The sequence below is a fragment of the Neobacillus ginsengisoli genome, assembly GCF_030813055.1.
This window is the reverse complement of record NZ_JAUSTW010000003.1, coordinates 254,460-277,846: the sequence shown is the minus strand read 5'-3', so window position 1 is coordinate 277,846 and position 23,387 is coordinate 254,460. Positions and strand designations below refer to the sequence as shown.

Annotated in this window: 23 protein-coding genes; 18 read left to right on the top strand and 5 right to left on the bottom strand. The window is 39.0% G+C overall.

Features of this window, described 5'->3' with window-relative positions:
* Positions 1-22: 22 nt before the first annotated feature.
* The 3 genes from arcA to J2S10_RS10480 form a co-directional block, all read right to left on the bottom strand.
* Positions 23-1,258 (bottom strand): arginine deiminase, encoded by a 1,236-nt coding sequence (gene arcA / locus J2S10_RS10490; protein WP_307408117.1) that lies wholly within the window; start codon positions 1,256-1,258, stop codon positions 23-25.
* 375 nt (positions 1,259-1,633) lie between these two features.
* Positions 1,634-2,335 (bottom strand): Crp/Fnr family transcriptional regulator, encoded by a 702-nt coding sequence (locus J2S10_RS10485; RefSeq protein ID WP_307407370.1) that lies wholly within the window; start codon positions 2,333-2,335, stop codon positions 1,634-1,636.
* Positions 2,336-2,367: 32 nt separating this feature from the next.
* Positions 2,368-2,820: an arginine repressor gene (locus J2S10_RS10480; RefSeq protein WP_307407368.1), complete on the bottom strand. Its 453-nt coding sequence runs from the start codon at positions 2,818-2,820 to the stop codon at positions 2,368-2,370.
* Between the two features lie 454 nt (positions 2,821-3,274).
* On the opposite strand from J2S10_RS10480, the gene J2S10_RS10475 reads away from it, so the two are divergent.
* From J2S10_RS10475 to J2S10_RS10415, 13 genes are all read left to right on the top strand, one after another.
* Positions 3,275-4,717 carry a GntP family permease gene (locus J2S10_RS10475; protein WP_307407366.1) on the top strand — a complete coding sequence of 481 codons (1,443 nt, stop codon included), beginning with the start codon at positions 3,275-3,277 and terminating at the stop codon, positions 4,715-4,717.
* A gap of 85 nt (positions 4,718-4,802) precedes the next feature.
* The gene (locus tag J2S10_RS10470) at positions 4,803-5,504 is read left to right on the top strand and encodes a CoA transferase subunit A (protein WP_307407364.1); all 702 of its coding nucleotides are present in this window, start codon (positions 4,803-4,805) and stop codon (positions 5,502-5,504) included.
* A gap of 16 nt (positions 5,505-5,520) precedes the next feature.
* Positions 5,521-6,174, top strand: coding sequence for a 3-oxoacid CoA-transferase subunit B (locus J2S10_RS10465; RefSeq protein ID WP_307407362.1), 654 nt, complete (start codon positions 5,521-5,523; stop codon positions 6,172-6,174).
* A 31-nt stretch (positions 6,175-6,205) separates the two neighbouring features.
* Entirely contained in the window at positions 6,206-6,991 is a 786-nt protein-coding gene (locus J2S10_RS10460) for a 3-hydroxybutyrate dehydrogenase (protein ID WP_307407360.1), read from the top strand.
* A 109-nt stretch (positions 6,992-7,100) separates the two neighbouring features.
* Positions 7,101-8,513, top strand: coding sequence for a sigma-54 interaction domain-containing protein (locus tag J2S10_RS10455; RefSeq protein ID WP_307407358.1), 1,413 nt, complete (start codon positions 7,101-7,103; stop codon positions 8,511-8,513).
* 78 nt (positions 8,514-8,591) lie between these two features.
* Positions 8,592-9,227: a response regulator gene (locus J2S10_RS10450; protein WP_307407356.1), complete on the top strand. Its 636-nt coding sequence runs from the start codon at positions 8,592-8,594 to the stop codon at positions 9,225-9,227.
* Positions 9,228-9,241: 14 nt separating this feature from the next.
* Positions 9,242-10,345, top strand: coding sequence for a sensor histidine kinase (locus J2S10_RS10445; RefSeq protein ID WP_307407354.1), 1,104 nt, complete (start codon positions 9,242-9,244; stop codon positions 10,343-10,345).
* 119 nt (positions 10,346-10,464) lie between these two features.
* A complete protein-coding gene (locus J2S10_RS10440) occupies positions 10,465-11,400 on the top strand; it encodes an ABC transporter ATP-binding protein (protein ID WP_307407352.1) in 936 nt (311 codons plus the stop codon).
* Between the two features lie 27 nt (positions 11,401-11,427).
* Positions 11,428-12,549, top strand: a complete 1,122-nt coding sequence (locus J2S10_RS10435) for an ABC transporter permease (protein ID WP_307407350.1) — start codon at positions 11,428-11,430, stop codon at positions 12,547-12,549.
* Positions 12,549-13,694, top strand: coding sequence for an ABC transporter permease (locus tag J2S10_RS10430; RefSeq protein ID WP_307407348.1), 1,146 nt, complete (start codon positions 12,549-12,551; stop codon positions 13,692-13,694). Before J2S10_RS10435 ends, J2S10_RS10430 begins: the two co-directional genes overlap by 1 nt.
* A gap of 189 nt (positions 13,695-13,883) precedes the next feature.
* Positions 13,884-14,891, top strand: a complete 1,008-nt coding sequence (locus J2S10_RS10425) for a polysaccharide deacetylase family protein (RefSeq protein WP_307407346.1) — start codon at positions 13,884-13,886, stop codon at positions 14,889-14,891.
* A 134-nt stretch (positions 14,892-15,025) separates the two neighbouring features.
* Entirely contained in the window at positions 15,026-16,021 is a 996-nt protein-coding gene (locus J2S10_RS10420) for an AI-2E family transporter (RefSeq protein ID WP_307407344.1), read from the top strand.
* 85 nt (positions 16,022-16,106) lie between these two features.
* Positions 16,107-16,340, top strand: a complete 234-nt coding sequence (locus J2S10_RS10415; protein ID WP_307407342.1) for a hypothetical protein — start codon at positions 16,107-16,109, stop codon at positions 16,338-16,340.
* Between the two features lie 74 nt (positions 16,341-16,414).
* Here J2S10_RS10415 and J2S10_RS10410 read toward each other — a convergent pair whose 3' ends face one another.
* Positions 16,415-17,122 carry a DNA alkylation repair protein gene (locus tag J2S10_RS10410; protein ID WP_307407340.1) on the bottom strand — a complete coding sequence of 236 codons (708 nt, stop codon included), beginning with the start codon at positions 17,120-17,122 and terminating at the stop codon, positions 16,415-16,417.
* Positions 17,123-17,306: 184 nt separating this feature from the next.
* Here J2S10_RS10410 and J2S10_RS10405 point away from each other — a divergent pair, with 184 nt between their 5' ends.
* Complete coding sequence (locus tag J2S10_RS10405) at positions 17,307-18,281, top strand: cation diffusion facilitator family transporter (RefSeq protein WP_307407338.1); 975 nt, start codon at positions 17,307-17,309, stop codon at positions 18,279-18,281.
* Between the two features lie 140 nt (positions 18,282-18,421).
* Positions 18,422-18,637 carry a DUF3231 family protein gene (locus J2S10_RS10400; RefSeq protein WP_307408115.1) on the top strand — a complete coding sequence of 72 codons (216 nt, stop codon included), beginning with the start codon at positions 18,422-18,424 and terminating at the stop codon, positions 18,635-18,637.
* A gap of 47 nt (positions 18,638-18,684) precedes the next feature.
* On the opposite strand, the gene J2S10_RS10395 is transcribed toward J2S10_RS10400, so the two are convergent.
* On the bottom strand, positions 18,685-19,197 hold the full coding sequence (locus J2S10_RS10395; protein ID WP_307407336.1) for an acyl-CoA thioesterase: 513 nt from the start codon (positions 19,195-19,197) through the stop codon (positions 18,685-18,687).
* Between the two features lie 238 nt (positions 19,198-19,435).
* Here J2S10_RS10395 and J2S10_RS10390 point away from each other — a divergent pair, with 238 nt between their 5' ends.
* The 3 genes from J2S10_RS10390 to J2S10_RS10380 all read left to right on the top strand — a co-directional run bounded on the left by J2S10_RS10390 (position 19,436) and on the right by J2S10_RS10380 (position 23,358).
* Entirely contained in the window at positions 19,436-20,539 is a 1,104-nt protein-coding gene (locus tag J2S10_RS10390) for a serine hydrolase domain-containing protein (protein ID WP_307407334.1), read from the top strand.
* A 92-nt stretch (positions 20,540-20,631) separates the two neighbouring features.
* Entirely contained in the window at positions 20,632-21,456 is an 825-nt protein-coding gene (nadE, locus tag J2S10_RS10385; RefSeq protein ID WP_307407333.1) for an ammonia-dependent NAD(+) synthetase, read from the top strand.
* A 465-nt stretch (positions 21,457-21,921) separates the two neighbouring features.
* On the top strand, positions 21,922-23,358 hold the full coding sequence (locus tag J2S10_RS10380; protein WP_307407331.1) for an amino acid permease: 1,437 nt from the start codon (positions 21,922-21,924) through the stop codon (positions 23,356-23,358).
* Positions 23,359-23,387 lie beyond the last annotated feature (29 nt).

Below are 23,387 nucleotides of genomic sequence, written 5' to 3'. Positions count from 1 at the left end.
AATCTCTCTCCTTTATGTAAAATTAGTTAATGATGTCTTCACGAACGATTGGCATGCTCATGCAACGTGGACCCCCACGGCCGCGGGATAATTCCGAGCTGGTAATCTCAATCACTTCCATTCCATGCTGGCGCAGTAAATCATTAGAAATATAGTTTCGATCATACGTAACGACTACTCCCGGGGCAATCGCTAAGGTATTGGAACCATCATTCCATTGTTCACGCGAAGAGGCTATTTCATCGCCGCCTCCACAAGGTATTAACACTAGTTCACTTAGGCCTAATACTTCTTTTAATGCTTCCTGCAGATTAGACCGATGTGAGATTGTGGCAATTTCCGCTTCAGGACTTTTTTCCAAAATATAGACATTCATATTGCCCTGTGGACCTTGAATAGCCGGATGAATCGTAAATTTATCATGATCGACCATCGTAAATACCGTATCAAGGTGCATAAAGGCACGGCATTTAGGTATCTCGACGGCAACCACTTTCTTAGTCGAATCCTGTCTTTTAAATAAATTAAGGGCCAGCCTTTCGATTGCTTTAGCAGAGGTACGTTCGGAAACGCCGATGGCCACGACTTCCTTACTAAGAATCAGTTCATCTCCCCCTTCAATCGAGAAGGAAAAGCTTCGGTCCAGCCAGACAGGAACATCGTGTCCAGCAAAGCGAGGGTGATAGTTTATGATATATTCCATAAATAAGGACTCCCGCTGCCGTGCGGGTTCCCGCATTTTATTAATCGAGATCCCGTTTCCAATACTTGCAGCCGGGTCACGGGTAAAATAGAGGTTTGGCATTGGATCTAAATAAAATGGATAATGATCTTCCATAAACTCGTAAAGGTGTGTTTTTTTACTCTTTTCAATTTCTCTTTTAAGTACACCGCTCATTATTTTTTCAACCATTGCTGAAGTAGGGAAGGAAAGGAGGTATTCCTTCAATACTTTCGCTGCTCCATTAACATTTGCTTGGCTTTCTCGTAAAATATCATCGATAAATTGTTTTCGTAATTCTTGATTACTTAATGTTTCAACAACCAATTTTTCTAGGTATAAAACTTCTATGCCTCTATTTTTTAATGTCTCGGCAAAATAATCATGCTCCCGCTGTATAACCGGTAAATACGGGATATCATCAAATAATAGTCTTTGAAGATACTCCGGTACGAGATTTTCTACTTCTTTCCCAGGGCGTTTGAGTAGAACGGTTTTTAACGTACCAATTTCCGATGTAACATTGATCGGATGCATTCTGTTTTTTTGGATCTCGGGCGTCGAAACGATCTCTGTTATACTGCTCATCTCTCTTCCTCCTTTTTTTGTATCTCCTTGCTACACCCTTATCTTACGCCATGTAAGCGGTTCATTTTGTAATGTCCATAACAAACAAAATGTTAAAATCATTACGTTTTTTTGTCCGTTACATAAGGGTTCATGTATATTTATTGAGTTTTTTTATTTAATTCGAGACTTCGTTTCAGGACCATGTGAATAATCATTGAATAGATTTAAAAATAGGGTTATAAAGTTCTATAATTGTGAAAATTCCGATAGTAAGCGTCATAAAAAGACCATTGATATGAATCTATCAACGGTCTTTTTGCAGAATGGTTTTATGTAATTTTATTAACCAATTTCTTTAAAATAATCCGGTTTGTGAATTTTGATGATTTTGGAGGTTACAGAGATAACCTGTTCCCGTTTTAATTGGTTCATGATTAAACTGACGGTTTCCCGCGTTGTCCCGGATAGTTTTGAGATATTGGAGGCGGTAAGTGGACATGGGATGGTAATATCGTCGCCGTCCTGTTCACCAAGATCATCCATCAAAAATTGCAGGGAATGTAAAACTCGTTCCTGGGCACAAGGGATAAGGATTTTTTGTACGCGTTTTTGATGGAGGCTGAGAATATCGGAAAGCTTTGAGATCACATACATTAAGGACTTAGAATTTGTTTTCAGCAAATCCTCCAGCACGTGAGTTTGGATGAAATAAACATGGATATCTGTCACGGCGATGGCCGTATTGTGGTATACATCATCGGTAAATAGGCCCCCATAGGGAAACATTTGATTATTTTTAACAAAGTCCAGGTAGAGCATACTGCCTTCTTCGCTGCCGCTCTCATACATCACATACCCGTCTAGCAAAAAGAAGATTTTATCTCTTGGGTCTCCTTCCATAAAGAGCCGTTGGTTTTTCTTGTAGGTGCGATAATAAATAAAAGGAAGATATTTTTGCACTGTTTTTATTGGAAGGCAAGAAAAAATATCAAACTGGTTTAAATCTGAAATCACATCCATTTTAACTACATTGGAATGAAGCATATGATCTCTCCCTTACAAAGAGTTATAATCATCTATCTTTGATAGTTTTCAATTTGTTGTTTGATACTGAGTGCCGCTTGATGGGATCGGCAAATGATTAAGCAGGTGTCATTCCCGCAAATGGTTCCTGCCTTGCCTTCAAGCTCCAAAGAATCCAGCAGCGCGCCAAATGAATGGGCATGTCCGGGCAGTGTTTTCATCATCACGAAGTAGTTGATGACTTCCAAACTAACCAGTGCATCCTTGACCTTGTGCTCCAGTTTTTCCAAAATGATAAAGCTATTTTCCATTTCAAAGCTATACTTGAGACAGCCATCCTTTGACGGTACTTTTATGAGTTTTAATGCCCGGATGTCTCTTGAGATTGTTGCCTGTGTTACATGCAGCCCATTATTTGAAAGCATTTGACTTAGCTCTTCTTGTGTTTTAATCTCGTTTTCAGAGATTAGTTTTGTAATAACTTGTAATCTTATCTCTTTACTCATTGGCCTAACTCACTTTCAAAGATAATCTATACTTTCATCATATTGCCAAATACTCTCAAATGAAATGTACAAAAGGTGAACAATTTCACAAATTAAAAAACGCTGCCGCACCTCGATAGATGATTTATCGGGGTGCAAAGCGCTTTACAATGATGGTTATATTTAAACGAATTCCTTAAAAGCGGAATTTTCCTGTTTTTCGGAATATATACATTGTGAAATTTCCGAAAAAACGGAAAACACTTATCTGAATTAAAGCCATTTCGTTTCTTTAAACACACCCAAAGTTGGTTTTTATTCATCATTTTCTAATAATTTGGAATATCAAGTTACTTTGGTATGGAACTTGCAACCTACAATTATGTAAGGGGAATTTTAATAAAGGAGGTGTAAATATAATTTTGTAATCGCTTTCTTTTTGTATCGAAGTAATAATTGAACAAGGGGGATTTATATGGATTTAATTATCATCCTTTTGGCACTAGGGTTATTAATGTTTGTTGCCTATCGCGGCTTTTCTGTTATTTTATTTGCTCCAATCTGTGCCCTTTTTGCTGTTTTATTGACAGAGCCAAGCTATGTTTTGCCGTTCTTTTCAGGTGTCTTTATGGAAAAGATGGTCGGATTTATTAAAAATTATTTTCCTGTCTTTTTATTAGGTGCTATTTTCGGTAAGGTTGTTGAAATGTCCGGCCTTGCAGAATCGATTGCTAAAACAATTGTTAAAGTAATTGGAGCTAAACGAGCAATTCTGACAATCGTCCTGTTAGGCGCCATCTTAACCTACAGCGGTGTGAGCTTGTTCGTTGTGGTTTTCGCGGTATTTCCATTTGCAGCGCATTTGTTCAGGGAAGCGAATATTCCAAAACGCTTGATTCCAGGAACCATTGCATTAGGTGCATTTTCTTTTACAATGGATGCCCTTCCGGGTACTCCGCAAATTCAAAACGTTATACCGATTGCTTTCTTTAAAACCAATATTTATGCGGCACCGGTATTGGGGATCATCGGCGGCTTATTTATTTTTGTTGTTGGCCTACTATACTTGGAATCTAGAAGGAGAAAGGCAGCAAAAGAAGGTGAAGGCTATTTTGGCTTCGGTACAGAAAATGCTGCAGCTGTTGAAGAGGCAAATCTTAATAATAATGGAGAGCCTGTTGCAAACTTCTCAGTTGAACAATCTGTAGCCCGCCAACTATTGGCTTTTGTGCCTCTTGTTCTTGTGGGAGTAATGAATAAGGTTTTTGTCACATACATTCCTAAATGGTATCCAAATGGCTTTGATTTTTCAAAAATAGGCTTAAAAGCTTTTGGTGTAGTCGATACTGCTGCAGTTGCTGCGATCTGGGCAGTTGAAATGGCTTTAGTCGTAGGAATTGTGGCCACTTTTGCTTATGACTGGAAACGGGTTACTCAAAATTTTAAAGAGGGTTTAAATGCCAGTATCGGTGGTTCACTGCTTGCTACGATGAATACCGGAGCTGAGTATGGCTTTGGCGGAATCATCGCGGCTTTACCAGGCTTCTCAGCGATAAGTGGTGGAATCTCTCATACTTTTACAAACCCACTAGTAAATGGTGCGGTAACGACCTCTACGCTAGCAGGGATTACAGGTTCAGCATCCGGCGGTATGGGAATTGCCTTAAGTGCAATGGCTGATAAATACAACCAGGCAATTGCCGCGGCCCACATTCCACCGGAAGTAATGCACCGTGTAGTGGCAATGGCGTCCGGTGGAATGGATACGCTTCCACACAATGGTGCTGTGATTACATTGCTTGCTGTAACCGGACTCACACATCGGCAATCATACCGTGATATTTTTGCCATAACAATTATAAAAACACTTGCAGTTTTCTTCATTATTGCCCTTTATTCTTTAACTGGTATTGTATAAGCATGTATTTTATAAGGTTGTTAGTCCTTAATTGGCTAGTAACCTTTTTAACTAATTGATAGATGAATAGAAAGGAGATTGTAAAATGAAAAAAGGAAAAATCACCGAGTCCTTTGAGGCCACTATTCAAGATATTTATGACGGTGCGACCATCATTGTCGGGGGGTTTGGTCTTTGCGGGATACCTGAGAAGGCCATTCTCGCTTTACGGGAAAAAGGAGTAAAAGACTTGACCATTGTCAGCAATAACTGTGGTGTGGATGATTGGGGACTCGGGCTTTTATTAGCGAATAAACAGATTAAGAAAATGATTTCCTCTTATGTGGGGGAGAACAAGATTTTTGAACGGCAATTTTTAAGCGGAGAGTTAGAGGTAGAGCTTGTCCCTCAAGGAACACTTGCCGAACGAATCCGGGCGGGAGGTGCAGGGATTCCTGGTTTTTATACGGCAACAGGTGTGGGAACACCAATTGCCGAAGGGAAAGAACATAAAGAGTTTGATGGAAAAACCTATATTCTTGAAAAAGGGATCGTTGGAGATTTTGCATTAGTAAAGGCTTGGAAAGCAGATCCCTTAGGAAATTTGGTGTATCAGAAAACAGCACGGAATTTTAATCCGCTTGCAGCGATGGCGGGAAAAATTACGATTGCAGAGGTGGAAGAAATAGTGGAAGCAGGTGAACTTCATCCTGACCAAATCCATACTCCAAGCATCTATGTACAAAGAGTTCTAAAAGGAGAAAATTACGAAAAGCGAATCGAACGAAGGAAAGTGACTCAAGTATAGAGAGGAGATTTTTCCAATGGATGGACGACAAAAAATTATTAAGCGGGCAGTTTTAGAAATTGAAGATGGTATGAATGTGAATTTAGGGATTGGAATGCCCACACTTATAGCGAATGAAATTCCCTCAGATTACAGTGTATTGCTTCAATCGGAAAATGGATTGCTGGGGATTGGTCCATATCCTTTTGAAGATGAAGTTGATCCGGATTTAATCAATGCCGGAAAAGAAACGGTAACAGCTGTTCCTGGTTCATCCTATTTTGATAGCGCTGAATCGTTTGCGATGATTCGCGGAGGACATATTGATTTAGCGATCCTTGGAGGCATGGAGGTGTCCGAAAGAGGTGATCTGGCCAATTGGATGATACCCGGCAAGATGATTAAAGGGATGGGCGGTGCCATGGACCTTGTTAATGGGGCTAAACGGGTTGTTGTTATCATGGAGCATGTGAATAAGCATGGCGAATCAAAAGTAAAGCATGAATGTGATCTGCCTTTGACAGGAAAAAACGTTGTCAACAGGTTAATAACTGATATGGCCGTATTTGATTTTAATGAGGAAGGAATGATTTTAATAGAATTGCAGGAGGGTGTGACGATAAAGGAAGTTCAAGAAAAAACAGAGGCTTCATTTACTGTCAGTCCAAAACTTATGTCAAAGCACCAATAACTACTATTGTGTATCGGGGAGTGAATCATCTATGGGAAAGCTTTTAGAAGGAAAAACAGCCTTTATTACAGGTTCAGCAAGTGGAATCGGGCTTGAAGTTGCCAAAACCTTTGGAAAGGAAGGGGCCAAGGTTGTCATTTCGGATTTGAATAAGGTGGCAACTGAAAAGGTGGCAGCTGAGTTAACAGAGCAAGGTTTTCAAGCATTAGCCGCCCCGTGTGATGTTACGGATGAGGAGGCCTTTAAAAGGAGTATTGAAAAGGCCTATCAAACTTTTGACCGTGTAGATATTTTGGTAAACAATGCAGGTCTGCAATATATATCGGCAATTGAAGAATTTCCAACAGAAAAATTTAAGTTATTAATCAATGTAATGCTGACTGCACCTTTTATTGGGATTAAAAACGTCTTCCCAATTATGAAAAAGCAAGGATTTGGAAGAATCATTAACATGGCCTCCATCAATGGACTGGTCGGATTTGCCGGAAAGGCAGCATACAATAGTGCAAAACACGGTGTCATAGGCTTAACGAAAGTAGCGGCATTGGAAGGGGCGGAGCATGGAATAACCGTAAATGCATTGTGCCCCGGATATGTGGATACTCCCCTTGTTAGAAATCAGTTGAAAGATTTGGCCGCAACGAGAAATGTCGGGCTCGACAGCGTGATTGAAGAAGTTCTCTTCCCGCTTGTTCCGCAAAAACGACTGCTCTCGGTTGAGGAAATTGCAGATTACGCTGTCTTTTTAGCCAGTGATAAAGCAAGGGGAGTCACCGGGCAGGCAGTTGTTCTTGATGGAGGTTATACAGTTCAATAAAATTAGATATGAACCCTTTATGGGTTCTTTTTCAATTTTTGGAAGTTTCAGACCACCGATTAAACTTTTGTTATAATAGAGTTATCAAGACGTAAAGGGGAGAATTTCGATGAAAGGACTTGCTCATATTCCCTACCACTGGCTCGAAGAAATTATTAATCTAGCAGCAGAACGGATTGTTTTAGTTGATCGCAAAGGAATCATTCAATATATCAATTCAGGCTATTGTGAGTTTATCGGAACAACGGCCGAATCGGCGATTGGGAAGCATGTTCAGGATGTCATTGAGAACACGCGCATGCATATCGTTGCTCAAACAGGTCATGCCGATCTGGCCGCTGTCCAATCGATAAATGGGAGTGACATGATTGCCAACCGTTTTCCGCTTATTGTAGATGGAGAACTGGTTGGTGCCGTCGGAACTGTGATGTTTCGTAATCCCGAGGAATGGTGGCATTATCAGACAAAAATTCAAGCACTTGTAGAAGAACTTAAATATTACAAAAACAGGTTCGAAAAAGAGCTGAAAAGTAAGTACAGCTTTAACGATTTAATTGGTAACAGCCAAGCATTTTCGGCTTCAAAAAAACTGGCAGAAAGAGTTTCAGGAAGTCAATCTTCAGTGTTATTATTGGGGGAATCCGGGACCGGCAAGGAGTTATTTGCCCATGCGATCCACTCCAGTAGCACTCGAGCAGCATTCCCGTTTGTCCCGATTAATTGCGCCTCCATTCCGGAGCATTTATTGGAATCAGAATTATTCGGTTATGAGGAGGGGGCTTTTACAGGTGCTAAAAAAGGCGGCAAAAAGGGGCAATTTCAAAATGCCAACTTCGGTACGATTTTTCTTGATGAAATAGGGGATATGCCCCTTTCGATGCAAAGTAAGCTCCTAAGAATCCTGCAGGAAAAAGAAGTTCAGCGAATCGGCGGACAAAAATCCACACCGGTGGATGTCAGGGTTATCGCTGCAACTCACAGGGATTTAGAAAAAATGGTGCAAGAAGGGGAGTTCCGCCAAGATTTATATTATCGTTTAAATGTTATTAAAATAGAAATTCCACCGCTTCGAAAACGGAAAGAAGATATCCAAATCATTGGCAAGCATCTGTTAAAAAAGCTAAGTAGAAAATTCCATCGCACGGAAATTAACTTATCGGCGGATGTAATCGCAAGACTTCAGAATCATTTATGGCCGGGGAATATTCGTGAGCTTGAGAATGTGTTAGAACGAGCCATCAATGTTTTGGATGGTAAAACAATTGAGCTGATTCACCTGCCGCTTTACCTCCGGGATCATGAAGAAAATCAGTCGCTTCATCAAAAATTAACATTCGAAGCGGCAAATAATCCTTCGGTCTTTCCCGTTCAGCCATTAAAAGAAACAGTTGCTCAAGCTGAAAAACAATCGATTCAAAATGTACTAAGGGTTACACAAGGAAACAAGCTTGAGGCGGCAAAATTACTGGAAATCAGTAAAACCAGCTTCTATGAAAAATGCAAACTTTATGGTATTAAATAAGGTGGAGCAAGAATAGTTTAAAACGAAGTAACTAGCAGTAAAGACAAACACAACCATTGAAGGATGTGATGCAGTTTAATGAAAATAAAAGTAATCATTGCTGACGATAATTCCTTTATTCGTGAAGGCATGAAGATTATCTTAAATACATACGAAGAATTTGAAGTGTTGGAAACGGTTAATGATGGCCTTGAAGCGTTGGCGTTTTGTAAAAAACATGAGGTTGACGTGGCGCTGCTGGACGTTCGGATGCCGAATATGAACGGTGTTGAGGCGACGAAGCTGATTACGGAACAAACAAAGACGAAACCGTTGATCTTAACGACCTTCGATGATGATGAATATATCCTGGATGCCATCAAAAATGGGGCAAAGGGGTATCTTTTGAAAAATAATGATCCTGAACAAATACGCGATGCGATTAAAAGTGTATTTAACGGCAACACCGTGATGCAGGAGGTTGTCCTTGAGAAAATAAAAGCAAATTTAGGCGAAAATAAACCTGAAAGCAAAGTAGATATAAGCCTATTTACTGAAAGAGAACTTGATATTATGTCCTTAATAGCAAAGGGGCTTTCGAACAAGGAGATTTCGAAACAGCTGTTTATTTCGGAGGGGACGATTGCTAACTATATATCCTCGATTTTAGGGAAAACAGGACTTAATCATCGCACGCAAATTGCGATTTACTATTTAACCGGAAAAGTGAACTAACTGAGGGATGAAGGATGGAATTCTGGATTATCATTTGTAAACTTGTCCTATTAGTGTACCTTGCCTTAACTTATATTCATTCCACAATAACCAATATCCCTTGGGTTGTGTTTTCATTTCTGTTGTATCTCTGTATTAATGTAGCCATTTATATTGTGAAAATTGATATCGGAAAAAAAATCGTTCTTATTTTATCAATCGTTCAACTAGCGGTTACTTATATTGAAGTACAGACTTTGTTTCTTTTACTTTTGCCGCTTAGCCTATGCGAATTCTCTGCTTATTATATCGATAAAAAAATAACTTTGTTTGTATTGGTTCTGTTGCCGATCCTATGGATTGATAACTCAATCGCTTTCCAATACGGTCTTGTGGCAGTTTTTAGTTTTGTGATCTATACGATGCTAGTACAGTTTACCACCCGAATTCACTATCAAGAAAACCAATTAGACCTTATGAGAAAAGATATGCAGAAATTATCAAAGAGCTTCAATGAAAACAATGAGTTCATCAGACAGTCGGAATATACGTTTAAATTAGAAGAGCGAAATCGTCTTGCCCAGGTCTTTCATGATAAAATCGGCCACTCGATGACAGGGGCGTTAATTCAAATGGAAGCATCAAAGCGGCTGATGAATACGGACAAAGATAAAGCACAAGAACTATTGCAAAACGCTATCAACATTTCTAAGGTAGGAATTGAAAATATCAGAATTACCTTGAAAAATTTGAAGCCGCCGACAGAGCAAATGGGAATCAACCGCCTGAAATTATTCATTGATGATTTTTCCGCCAGGCATCCTATTCATACTCCCTTTATCTACAAAGGGAATATTGAACGTATCACGCCCATCCAATGGAAAATCATTCACGAGAACCTGACGGAAACAATGACCAATGCCCTTAAATACTCTGAAGCAACTGTTATTTCCATCGAATTACATGTGCTAAATACCATGGTCAAGGTGGTAATAAAGGATGATGGCAAAGGGGTTCAAAAAATCAAAAAAGGTCTGGGAATCGTTGGCATGGAGGAACGGACGGCTTCTATTAATGGAACGATTATTGTGGACGGCACAGAGGGATTCTCGGTCACGATGCTGCTCCCGATTCAGTGATGAAATGTTTAATAAAAAAATATGAAGTTTCTCATATGAAAAGGATGAACTCCTGCACTTATGCAGAATCATCCTTTTTTTTATACTAAATACATAAAGAGCGAGAGGTGATATCAAGGATGAATGTATTAGAATTGAAAAACCTAACGAAGAAATTTGCTGACTTCATTGCAGTTGACAATATATCCTTATCAATTGCAGAAGGAGAAATATTCGGATTTTTAGGCGCCAATGGTGCGGGGAAAAGTACGACAATCAATATGATTGCAGGACTATTACGGATTAATGACGGTGAAATCACGATTCTTGGTAAAAATATTGCGAAAAACAGTAAATTTGCCAAAATGAATATCGGGATTGTTCCGCAGGATTTGGCTATTTATGAGGATTTGACGGCAGCCGAAAATGTACGTTTTTTTGCCGGATTGTATGGTTTACGCGGCGCAAAATTAACGGAACGGGTGGATGAAGCCTTACAGTTTGTTGGACTTAGTGACAAACATAAAGAATATCCAAAGAGTTTTTCAGGCGGGATGAAAAGGAGATTAAATATCGCCTGTGCGATTGCCCACAGGCCCAAACTGATTATTATGGATGAACCGACAGTGGGAATTGATCCGCAATCAAGGAATTATATTTTGCGATCCGTACGAAAATTAAATGAGATGGGCTGTACGATTATTTACACAAGTCACTACATGGAAGAAGTGGAAGAAATTTGTACAAAAATCGCGATTGTCGACCATGGGAAAGTGATTGCTGAAGGAACGAAGGAGCAATTAATTGCCATCATTACCAACACGAAGGATGTATGGATAGAGGTTAAAACAGCTGAAAAAATTAATGTAGAATTAATCAAGGAAATCACAGGCGTAAAAACGGTTCAGCTTGAAGAAAACTTTATTAAAATCAACTCTGATATTGAAGTGAACAATTTAAACAAAATTGTTCAGCATTTAATTAACCATAATATCGAAATCAGTTCACTGGAAGAAAAAGAACCAAATTTAGAAACGGTATTTTTAACGCTTACGGGAAGAAATTTACGGGATTAATTTTTAAAGGAAAGGAGGGACCAACCTTTGAACACATTAACGATAGCTTTAAAGGAAATTAAACAAACCTTTCGCGATGTGCGAACGTTCGTTTTTATGCTGGCATTTCCGATTGTCTTAATGTTAATTTTAGGAACGGCATTTTCGAACGTCTTTGATAGCAAGGTTTCTGTTGGTGATATCCATGTTTTATATAAAAATACAGCAGGGCCCGAGTTAAACTCCTACTTTCAATCCTTCGCAAAACAGGCAGGAAAATCAGGTGTCCATTTTAAACTGGCATCCGGGAACATCGATGGAAAAAAGGAAGTGAAGGAAAATAACTATACGGCTTATGTAGAAATTAGCGATATAGGTATGAAACTGTATGGCAGTGACCGTAACAGTATTGAAGAAAGTATTGTCCAAGGTATGCTGGCAGCCTTTGCCGATAAATATAATGTGGCAGCAGCCGTAGCCGGTGTCGATACCTCAAAAGTAAGTACAGCGATGACAAGCGGAACCGGGCACGATTTTATTAAGGAAAGATCGTTGCAAGCGGCAAAGCAGCCTGGCTCAATGGACTATTATGCCATGGCGATGACGACAATGATTGCTCTTTATGGTGCGGTTTATGCAAGTACGTTAATTCGCGGGGAAAGAGTAAGGAATACTGCGTTAAGGCTGGCAGCGGCACCGGTTAAGAAGGGTGAAATTTTTCTCGGGAAAATTCTTGGCTGTTTGGTGATGAATGCTCTTTGTTTATTGGTGGTTGTCGGTTTTAGTCATTATGCCTTCAAAGCGAATTGGGGTGACCATGTTGGAATCGTCCTTCTTGTGTTATTAACAGAAGTGTTTCTGGCAGTAAGCTTTGGTTTAGGAATAAGCTACATGGCGAAAACAGGGGAGGCTGCAAGGATGATTGTCATGCTTGTTATTCAATTATCCTCATTTTTCGGAGGCGCCTACTTTAAAATCGAAAATCCGAAGGGCATCATGAACGTGATCACGCAGCTTTCTCCTCTTTCCTGGATGAATAACGCGATAACGAAAATCATCTATGCTAACGACTTAACAGCGGCGATTCCGACAATAAGCTTAAATCTGGTGATATCCGCTCTATTTTTAGGGATTGCGATTATTTCGTTAAACAGACGGGAGGGACTGTGATGAAGGATATTTTTTGGTTAATGAAAAAAATCCTAAGTGTTACCTTTAGAAAGAAACGAAACATCATTATGTATTTTGGTATGCCGCTAGTTGGAATCTTCATCTCCTTCCTTGTCTATGGAGGTTCGGGACAGCAGACACTTAAGGTAGGGATTATCAATGAGGATCATCAGCAGATCGCCAATGATACGGTCCAATTTTTAGAGAGCTTGAAGAATGTTCAAGTGATGAAAATAAACGAATCGGAAGTCAATGATAAAATTACTTCAGGTACACTTGATTGCGCGATTACGCTTCATCAAGGCTTCTCAGAAAGCATTATAAATGGAAATCCGGGTAACATCCGAATTGTATCGATTAAAGGGGCACAAATAACAACCTTCGTGAAGTCGTATTTGTATAATTATCTCGATAATATTGTCAGCATCAGTAAAGCAGCCAACGGGGATTCGACTACCTTTATGAAAATGTACACAGGGTATCAACAGGCAAATTTCAAGCTTACCGCTAAATCATTAGCGGACACATCTAAAAACAAAGATATGACCTATCAAACGATTGGCTTTTTAATCATGATTATGCTGATGTCATCAGGTAATTTTGCAGAAATCATTATAAAAGAAAAAGAAAATAGAACCTTTTTTCGTTTACTCTCCACTCCAATTAATGCGAGAAAATATGTGTTAGCAAATATCGCCGTTAATATGATTGTCATGCTGGCACAAATCCTATTTACTATATTCATGATGACAAACATTTTTCATATTGAAATGCATGTTCCTTTTTGGCAAATGGCCATTGTATTATTTATGTTTTCGTTAGTCGCAGTGGGGTTATCATTAATGATTGTTTCGTTTGCAAGCAGTTCCAGTTCGGCAGGTGCCTTACAAAACTTAGTCTCTACGCCGTCATGCTTACTGGCAGGATGCTTCTGGCCCGTAGAAATCATGCCCGAGGCTGTTCAAAAGATCGCCGATTTTATGCCGCAGCACTGGACGTTAGATACGATCACTAAATTGCAGCAGGGAAGTCATTTGGGGAGCTTGTATCTTAATTTTATGATTTTGATTGCCTTTGCGCTGGCATTTTTCTTAATTGCTACGTATAAGTTTGGAAGAAATAATAGTGTAAAGAATTTTGTTTAATATTCATATTAAACCGAACCTCCTTCATTGGTTGGTTCGGTTTTTTGTGCCTAATTCCCTATTTCCATTCTAGCAATATTGTTTTTTAATAGATTTGTAATATTTTTAATATATTCGAAACAATTTATGGAAAAAATCGTCTATAATGGATAAAAGAACATAAATATAACATCAAAGAGGGATTGGAAAATGGGGATACTTAAAAGAGGATGGGCAAAAGGAATATTTCTTCTCTTTTTTGTGGGTGGATTCTTGGGTGCAGGAATAGTTGTAAATCATTATTTATTTGCAAAAGCCGCAGGCAATAAACCTATTAATCAACAAAAAACAAATCAGTCATACCATCTAGGGGTCGAAAAAGCTGCACAACTTGCAAATGGTTCTAAGGTTGAAAAAGAATTGATTCGCCGGAGACAAAATGAAGCGTATAGAGAGAATCGTCAAAAAACAGATCAAGAGACTAGTAAACTACCGGAAAATAATCCTGCGAATAATATAACAACACCGGAAAAACCTGCCGCAAATAACGAGGATGGTACGAAACCACCGTCAGAACCGGGTGCAGGTCAATCTGAGCAAAATACACAGCCGGCCAATACTTCCCTCAAAACTGTATATTTAACATTTGATGATGGCCCCGAAAGTTTTTCAGGTGAGATCATCGCGCTGTTAGAGCAGTATCATTTTAAAGCAACATTCTTTATGCTCGATGGAAATATTAGAAGATATCCGGATTCTGCTAGACTGATGGTCAAAATGGGAGAAACTGTCGGACTCCATGGGGTTACACATAACGCGAAACTGTTTTATGCCACACCGGCTTCGGTTTTAGGTGAAATGAACCAGGACCGCAATACGTTAAAAGAAATTACTGGTGTAGATTCGGTTTTAATCAGAACACCATATGGCAGTGTTCCTGATTTGACACCTGAAGAAAAGAAAGCCGTCTTTGATAATGGATATTTAATGTGGGATTGGAATATTGATAGTAAGGATTGGTATTACAGGGATGCCCGCTTTGTTGATAGTGTCATTGCACAATTACAAAAGAGGGCAGGTAAACCGGGACCGATCGTGATCCTTATGCATGAGAAGAAAGAAACGCTTGCCCAATTGCCGAAGCTCTTGGATTATTTAAGTAAACAGCAATATGAGTGCAAAGCGATTGATAGCACAATTCCCCCGATCCATTTTTAGTAGAAAGTTATAAAAGTTTCACTTTAGTCTGGCTTAAGAAATAACATATAAGTAAAAATTTGATATAATAAGTATATTGTGAAATATTTATCATTGTAATAATAGAACAAAAAAATGAGGTTAGAAAATAACGTATGGTAAATAAATTAATTCAAAGCAGCGGATTTAAACGGATTTTAATTTTTATTTTCATTGCGGTCGTATTATACGCAATGAAAGACATGATTAACTTAATTTTATTTACGTTTATTTTCACATTTTTAATGGATCGGCTGGTTAAGTTTATTGAAGGGAAAATACCCATTAACCGTAAGTTGATTGTTGTGATTTCCTATGTCCTGATCGTCGGATTACTTTCCTACGCCCTGGTCATGTATTTGCCGCTTATCGCCAGAGAAATTAGGGAACTAATCAGCCAGCTGACCGTTTTTTATACGAAGAAGCATGATAACTTTATTTTGAATTATTTGGTTACCCGCGTCGAAAAAATTCAAATTTCCAATTATCTGGAGCAAAGTTTTACGTTTATCATCAAATATTTTACGGATATAAGTAAATTTGGTTTGCAAGTGCTTCTGGCGATTTTGATGAGCTTATTCTTCTTATTGGAAAAACCGCGTTTGATTGAATTTACAAAGAAATTCAAATCAAGCAAAGTGGCTTCGATTTACGAGGAAGTTGAGTTTTTTGCCCGAAAATTCGCAAGAACCTTCGGTAAAGTAATTGAAGCCCAATTAATAATTGCTGTTGTCAATTGTATATTAACGACGATTTCCTTATGGATCCTTGGTTTCCCGCAGCTGGGCGGCTTGTCCATTATGATATTCTTATTGGGCCTGATTCCGGTTGCAGGGGTAATTCTTTCGTTAATTCCGCTCTGTATCATTGCCTATAGTATCGGCGGAATGATGAAGGTGCTCTATATCGGCATCGCTGTTTTGATTGTTCACGGAATTGAAGCCTATATTCTAAACCCGAATTTAATGTCTTCAAAAACAAACCTACCGGTGTTTTATACGTTTATCGTGTTAATTTTTTCAGAGCACTTTTTTGGTGTTTGGGGACTCATTGTCGGAATCCCGGTGTTCGTGTTCCTCTTGGATGTTCTGGAAGTGACGGAGATTAAATAATTTAGTCTAAAAAACAAAACCCATTCTCATAATAGGAATGGGTTTTCTGTTATTCTAATAAGAGTAAAATTAAGGAGGAAAATGCATGAGCGAATGCAAACTTAATCATTCACAGGCCGATGTCAAGAGTAAATATGAATCGCAAGCAGCTTTTTTACCTGAGGAAATGCAGCCATTGTTTACAAACTTCTTTAAAAACGAGCATTCTCAAGAGCTATTAAACGAAGTATTTCACCTGCTAAAAAAATATGACTTAGCATCAGAAAAAGAAAAAAATGAGCGGACAAACCGCTTGAATCTTATCCTGAAAAACGTATGATGAATCGTTAACATGTAATTGGAACCGGGAGACAATCTCCCGGTCAGTTAACGTAGAAATGTAGTTGGCCAGTGTTAACAAATGCAAGTTTTCTTTTTTACGCCAATTTTCTGCCGTTGTTCTATTTTCTTTATGTAGTCTCTGGCAAGGGGAACTTTACAGGCTGTTTTACCCACATCGACATGAACCTTTCCAATTAGTTCTGCTACTCTTATTGCTTCATCATGAAGTGCAGTAACATAAGCCCCGACACAAATAACAAAGAGATTCATGACATAGCGGACACGGTTTCGTTCTTCATGAATCGTTGTTTCTACTTGATGTAGCAACGTTAGGATTTCTCCCAGGTCTAATTGGTCATCAGACGTGATCGATATATAGTTTGCATACGTACTCCAGCCGCATACGGCCGTCATTTCTTCCTCGGAATTCATCCATTCCCGCGCCAGTTCAAGGGCATAAATGCTTTCAGCCGCAACCCCGGCAACAGTATATTCCGCCAGCAAATACCAATTCGCTTTCTTTACCCAGTCTTGAAGGGTTTCCTTCGCCATCGCTTTAGGATTAACGGAGAGACCTGCTAAATACATCGCATCATGATTTCCTGAAGCGAATAGCTTCAATGCTAAGTCATGATCCTTCTTTACGAATTTGACCAGCTTTTTTAGATCACCGACCTTGACTCCAAAGAAAGGCTCTTTCGCACCGTGATTCAAAAAGGTTTTCTTAGTTTGGGCCGTGCCCAATTCAGCGAGCCTGCTCATGATTTCGTCAAAATTCAATTCTATTCCTCCCTTTTAAAAAAATTTCTCTGTCTGTATTGTGTTACTAATTTTACCATTATTAATCATTTCCGGAAAATACATCTTTTAAATAGGTTGAAAAAGCAATTATATTCATGAAATAGGTTCATTTAGAAAATAGTAAAAATAGCAATAAAAGGTGTAATTGAAGAAAGGAGATAGAATGAGTGAACTTTTCCAGTTACTGAAAAGAGGAAATAAATCGGCGATGCTTGCCGCTATTATTAATACGATTATTGCGATCATTAAAGGAACTGCCTTTATGTTTACAGGCAATGTTGCCATGTTTGCCGAAACCATGCATAGTCTTGGGGATGCAGCGAATCAGTTTTTCGTATTTGTCGGTTCGGCCTTAAGTAAAAAGGCACCGACTGAGCGTTTTCCAAATGGATTTGGCCGGTTGGTTAACTTGGTGCTTTTAGGTGCCGTTTTAATTGTCGGCATTATGGCTTTTGAGACCATTGTTGAAGGCTGGCATCATGTAATCCATCCGTCTCCATCTCAAGGTTTTATTCTTAATATAGTGGTTTTGGCTGTAGCCACCCTTCTTGAAACCTTTGTCCTTTTTAAAGCGATGAAGGAAATATTACATGACATTGAAATTGAAGCAAATGGATTGAATGTATTTTTTCAAAGCTTAGTCAATTTGGGAAGAGCAAAACCTGCAACGAAACTGGTGTTCATGGAGGATTTGGTGGCTACTTTTGGCGGTTTATTGGCCATTATAGCGATTATAATTTCACATTTTACTGCATTCCATCGTGCAGAAGGAATTGCCTCTATGGTAATCGGAGCGATGATGTTTTTTGTGGTAGGGAAGGTCTTTTTGGATAATGCTGCAGGAGTTATTGGTCAAGCGGATGAAGAAATGGAGTACAAAATCGGTGCTTTAGTAATGGAGGATCCTGATGTAAAAGATATCCAAGGAATTACTGTCATTAAAGAGGGAGAGGACCTGCATGTTGAGTTGGAAATTGAAGTAGATCCAAAGTTAACGGTTGCTGCAGCAGATGATATTAAAGACCGTTTGGAAGAAAAAATCATGGCGGAAAATGGGGTTGTCGATGTCACAATAGAGATTGATGAAGAAGACGGAGTGATGACGTGGCAAAAGCGCAGTGAAACATATGTAAAATAGGTATTCGAAATCACGGTAGATGAATAAATCAAATCGACGATTGGAAATCTATTAATAAAGCATTTTGGGGGTGGCAGTTCATGGTTGAACACAATGCTAGACTTTCCAGTGCGGAGTTGGGAGGACTATGAGCTACCTTTATCCAAGAGAGCATAGCGGTTTGCCTGTTGAAATACTTTCTCTATCACAATCAGGATGAAGAAATAAAAACGATTTTGCAGCAGGCAGTAGAAATTTCAGAGGGACATATCCAACAAATTACGGTTATATTCAATATGGATTTGCGATCATGGTCGAGCGCGGCTGGATGCAGCAACCGCCACAGGCACCGGATCGCAGGGAGCTACAGAAGTTAAATGATTAAACAATAAGAAAAGGTTCGCCTTTTTGGGCGAACCTTTTCTTATTCCCATGGTTTAAATGTGGTAAAGTAACTTGCAAGCTCCGTACTATCTTTTCTGTGTTCTTTTCGCTTTTCCGCTCTTTCATTTCCTGTTTCAAATAACTTTTTTTCCTCTTCGGTCTCTGGAATAACTGCTGGAACTTTTGTCGGCTTACCATCTTTATCTAATGCCACAAAGGTTAAAAAGGCTGTAGCAGCGATTTTTCGATCGCCTGTTTTAAGATTCTCGGCGATCACTTTAGCACAAATTTCCATTGAAGTGGTGCCTGTCCACGTTACAAAGGTTTCAATGCAAACTGAGTCCTTAGGTGTAATTGGACTTAAAAAGTCAACAGAGTCAATGGAGGCCGTAACATTTTCTGTTCTTGAATGCCTTTCCGCGGAAATGGAGGCGGTCATGTCGATATCACTCATTAACTTTCCACCAAACAACGTATTATGGTTATTTACATCATTTGGAAAAATCCTGCTTGTTCTGACTACCAGTGAATCATTGCACTTTCTTGCTTCCACAATTAATCCCTCCAATAAAGAATAACTCTTCTTCTTTTTTGCTTGATGATGGCGAAGTGCGTTCTTTTTTATAAAATCACTACAAACATATAGTTTACCAGAATCTATTTCTATAAACGAAAAAATTGTTTTGAAAAGGAAAAAATCCAACCATTAGATATGGATGGAATTTTTCCTTTTTATACATAATAATCCATAAATAAACTGTTGGACTAATACTTGAAGATGAGGGTTAAAAATGAAATATAAATATCTTCTGTTCTATTTGTTTATGGCCATTATTTTTTTCGGACTTTCCTCCAGCACTAGCTCTGACGAGCTTTTTAATCAAATATATCTTAAGCCTTTACATAATGCTTCTGCCCAATATGAAAAAAATTCAGTAATACCTGTCTCAAAGGAAGAGCATATTCGGCAGAAGATTAGAGAATATTTGATATCCAACCATGTTAATGGAAGTATTGCAGCAGTAAAAAATAACAAGAGGTTTTTTTCTGAAGGAGTGGGATATTCTGACATCTTTAACCGGACGTTAAATAGTCAATACACGACCTTTCCAATTGCTTCGATAACAAAAACAATCGTTGCAGTTTGTATTCTTCAGCTTCAGGAAAGTGGAAAGCTGACAATTCAAGATCCGGTATCAAAATATGTCTCAAATCTTCCGAAAAATATAAAAATTGTCCATTTGTTAAATCACACCTCAGGAATTCAGCCGCCGATTTGGCATATAGGGGACAAGGAGCCGAGGGATATTATCAAGAAAGCGGCAAAGAGAGCCGGTAAATTCCCCGCAGGAACAAAATGGGATTATAACGATATTAACTACTTAGTACTTGGCTACATAGTCGAAAAAGTGACAGGAACCACTTTGCATGAATATATCGAAAAGAATATTTTTAATAAGTCATCCATGGTAAATGCAGGGTTTATCACCCCCGAAAACATTGTCCCATTTACCTCAAAGGGATATATCAAACTCGCAGAACGGTTGATCAATTCAAGTAAACTGAATCCTTATTTACTTTTTGGATGCGGAGATATATACGCAACCGCACTTGATTTATGCCTGTTTGATGAAGCATTAATGAACGGTAAGCTCCTAAAAAACCAAAGTTTAAAGGAAATGGTAACACCGGGACCAAAATCAAGCTATGGTCTGGGAGTTTATCATTCGGGTGACCGGGTTTACAGCAGGGGGGTTGTTGGGGGCTGGGAATCGCTCCATGTTTATTTTAAAGATAAAACTTCGATTGTCGTTCTCCTGAACGTCCGTGATAAAGAGAGAGATATCAAGAAGGTTGCAGCCGACATTTATGGCATAATTAATGAAAAACATTAATTTTTAATTTGGATGTACTCGAATTTAGAATTTTAATAAATGGTGTGGTACATTACATATATTGACTAGGTTTTTGATTGGAGGCTTTGTGGATGACATTACAAGAGCAGATTATGAAAGAATTAAATGTGAATCCTGATATTCAACCGAAAGAAGAGATTAGAAAACGGATTGCCTTTTTAAAAAATTATTTAATAAAAGCAAAGGCAAAAGGCTTTGTTCTCGGAATTAGCGGCGGGCAGGATTCCACACTGGCAGGGCGTCTCGCCCAGCTTTCGGTAGAGGAGTTACGGAGTGAAGGGAAGGAAGCGACCTTTATTGCTGTCCGCTTACCCTACGGTGTCCAACAGGATGAGGAGGATGCGAAACGGTCATTAGCCTTTATTCGAGCAGACCGTGAGTATGCATTTAATATCAAAGAGGCTGTGGATGATGTTCAAAAAGAATATAATTCCATAACTACGGATAAACCGTTAAGCGATTTTCAAAAAGGTAATGTTAAAGCCAGGGTAAGAATGATTGCTCAATATGCAGTCGGCGGTATGGAAGGCTTTCTTGTTATTGGCACCGATCATGCGGCAGAAGCAGTTACCGGCTTCTTTACGAAGTATGGTGATGGCGGAGCGGATATTCTTCCGTTAACCGGTTTAACAAAGCGTCAGGGAAAGGAATTGCTAAAAGAGCTTGGTGCAGACGAACAGCTATATTTAAAGGTTCCTACAGCTGACTTGCTTGATAAAAAACCGGGCCAGGCTGACGAAACAGAACTGGGCATTACCTATGATGAGCTCGATGATTATCTGGAAGGAAAATCCGTTGCAACCGGAGTTGCTGAAAAAATTGAACAGCGCTACATCATTACGGAGCATAAACGAAGGCTGCCTGCTTCAATGTTTGATAGTTGGTGGAAGGAATAGTAAAAAAGGGGTCACTTGCTAAGGGGTTTCCACATTAAGGGTAAACCGCTTTACAAGTCAAGTCACAGTTTTGAAATCCCTTTTGAAGGACAGTTAAGGCGTGTATAGAGCGAGTAATGTCCTTGAAATCCTTCTTAAAGAACCATTTCAACCTATAATTCACTCGAATTCACACCCTTTAATATTTTTTCTGCCTTCAAAGTTTCCCCTGCGATTTTTGTATGTGAAACACAATAAAAACACCATTAACTCTTTATTTTCCAACAAAAAAGCACACAATAGCGTGTGCTTTTTTGTTATTTGCATCCCAAAAATGAAACAGTTAGGCACAAGTATTATTTTAATCCTCTACCACTTTAGCAAGGTGAAATTTTTCATTGACAAAGTCTTGTTCCAGGCTTATCCTAAGTACGGAAGCTCGACATCATCTTTGAAAAACAACATCTTATGTAGGGGCATTTTACCATGGAAAATTCAAATAAATTAGGTTTATGGGTATTAACGGCTCTTGTCGTTGGAAATATGGTTGGTTCAGGAATTTTTATGCTGCCTCGTTCTTTATCTGAAGCAGCTAGTCCTGCCGGTGTGATATTAGCCTGGCTGATGACCGGATTCGGTGTACTTATGCTGGCACTTGTGTTTGGAAACCTGGCAATTCGCAAGCCAAACTTAACAGGTGGTCCTCAGATTTACGCAAAAGAAATTTTTAAATCAGGGTCACAGGCTTCGATTTTATCGGGTTTTATGTCATCATGGGGCTACTGGGTTGGAAATCTTGCAGGAAATGTTGCAATTATCACAACGTTTGCAGGGTATTTATCTACATTTTTCCCGATTTTAACAAGTGAGGCTAAGTGGTTTACGATTGGCAATTTCACTTTAAAAGTAGGAAATGGGTTAACGTTTATCGTTTGTTCCCTTCTTCTCTGGGGAACTCACTTCATCATCCTGCGGGGTATGGAGAGCGCAGGAAAGTTAAATTTTTCCGCAACAGCTGCAAAGGTTATTGGCTTTTTAGTGTTTATCATCGTTGGTCTATTTGCCTTTCAAAAAAGCAATATGCTTCCGTTTATGGCAACGAGACTGGATGGTGCAGGGCATGCAGTTGGGTTAATGAAACAGGTCAACAATGCAGCAATCAATACATTATGGGCATTTATCGGAGTTGAATCAGCTGTCGTCTTTGCCTCACGTGCTAAAAAACAATCAGATGTGAAACGTGCGACAATGCTTGGTTTATTTATTGCTCTTGGTATTTATATCGGTATTAGTACCCTTGTGATGGGGATGTTAGACCAAAAAACACTCATTCACTCCGGTAAACCATTAATTGATGCGATCCAAACCGTATTAGGACCAATTGGCGGCAAATTTTTAGCGGGTATTGGCTTAATCAGTTTAATTGGCTCAACCATAGGCTGGGTAATGTTAAGTGCTGAAGTTCCCCATCAAGCGGCAAAACAAGGTTTATTTCTCCCGGTTTTTCTAAAGGAAAACAAAAAAGGTTTACCATTGCTCTCCTTGCTAGTTACAAACGGGCTCGGACAATTATTTATTTTTTCAACGGTATCAAAATCGATTTCAGGCGCTTTTGACTTTGTTGTTTTGATTGCCACCCTTGCCTATCTCGTACCCTATTTAATTTCATCTGTTTATCAGCTTAAATTGGTCATCACAGGTGAAACATATAAAGGGGATAAATCAAGAATTGCAGATGGGATCATCGCCATTCTTGCTACCATTTATTCCGTTTGGGTTATAATAGCAGGAACTGCAGACATTAAAACATTTACCTACGGGATGATATTATTGGCCAGTGGATTATTCTTTTATGGCCCGATTAAGAAAAACAGTGTAAAGGTAAAGCAAAAACAAACGCAAAAAAAGCCATTATCAGCTTAAAGATTCTCCACCTATCAGGGATTTCCCAG

Coding starts and splice junctions, on each gene's coding strand:
- arcA (WP_307408117.1), bottom strand. CDS start 1,258: ATGCATCCGATCAATGTTACATCGGAAATTGGTACGTTAAAAACCGTT.
- J2S10_RS10420 (WP_307407344.1), top strand. CDS start 15,026: ATGGTAAATAAATTAATTCAAAGCAGCGGATTTAAACGGATTTTAATT.
- J2S10_RS10430 (WP_307407348.1), top strand. CDS start 12,549: ATGAAGGATATTTTTTGGTTAATGAAAAAAATCCTAAGTGTTACCTTT.
- J2S10_RS10465 (WP_307407362.1), top strand. CDS start 5,521: ATGGATGGACGACAAAAAATTATTAAGCGGGCAGTTTTAGAAATTGAA.
- J2S10_RS10480 (WP_307407368.1), bottom strand. CDS start 2,820: ATGAGTAAAGAGATAAGATTACAAGTTATTACAAAACTAATCTCTGAA.
- J2S10_RS10440 (WP_307407352.1), top strand. CDS start 10,465: ATGAATGTATTAGAATTGAAAAACCTAACGAAGAAATTTGCTGACTTC.
- J2S10_RS10450 (WP_307407356.1), top strand. CDS start 8,592: ATGAAAATAAAAGTAATCATTGCTGACGATAATTCCTTTATTCGTGAA.
- J2S10_RS10380 (WP_307407331.1), top strand. CDS start 21,922: ATGGAAAATTCAAATAAATTAGGTTTATGGGTATTAACGGCTCTTGTC.
- J2S10_RS10485 (WP_307407370.1), bottom strand. CDS start 2,335: ATGCTTCATTCCAATGTAGTTAAAATGGATGTGATTTCAGATTTAAAC.
- J2S10_RS10455 (WP_307407358.1), top strand. CDS start 7,101: ATGAAAGGACTTGCTCATATTCCCTACCACTGGCTCGAAGAAATTATT.
- J2S10_RS10425 (WP_307407346.1), top strand. CDS start 13,884: ATGGGGATACTTAAAAGAGGATGGGCAAAAGGAATATTTCTTCTCTTT.
- J2S10_RS10460 (WP_307407360.1), top strand. CDS start 6,206: ATGGGAAAGCTTTTAGAAGGAAAAACAGCCTTTATTACAGGTTCAGCA.
- nadE (WP_307407333.1), top strand. CDS start 20,632: ATGACATTACAAGAGCAGATTATGAAAGAATTAAATGTGAATCCTGAT.
- J2S10_RS10405 (WP_307407338.1), top strand. CDS start 17,307: ATGAGTGAACTTTTCCAGTTACTGAAAAGAGGAAATAAATCGGCGATG.
- J2S10_RS10445 (WP_307407354.1), top strand. CDS start 9,242: ATGGAATTCTGGATTATCATTTGTAAACTTGTCCTATTAGTGTACCTT.
- J2S10_RS10470 (WP_307407364.1), top strand. CDS start 4,803: ATGAAAAAAGGAAAAATCACCGAGTCCTTTGAGGCCACTATTCAAGAT.
- J2S10_RS10475 (WP_307407366.1), top strand. CDS start 3,275: ATGGATTTAATTATCATCCTTTTGGCACTAGGGTTATTAATGTTTGTT.
- J2S10_RS10415 (WP_307407342.1), top strand. CDS start 16,107: ATGAGCGAATGCAAACTTAATCATTCACAGGCCGATGTCAAGAGTAAA.
- J2S10_RS10390 (WP_307407334.1), top strand. CDS start 19,436: ATGAAATATAAATATCTTCTGTTCTATTTGTTTATGGCCATTATTTTT.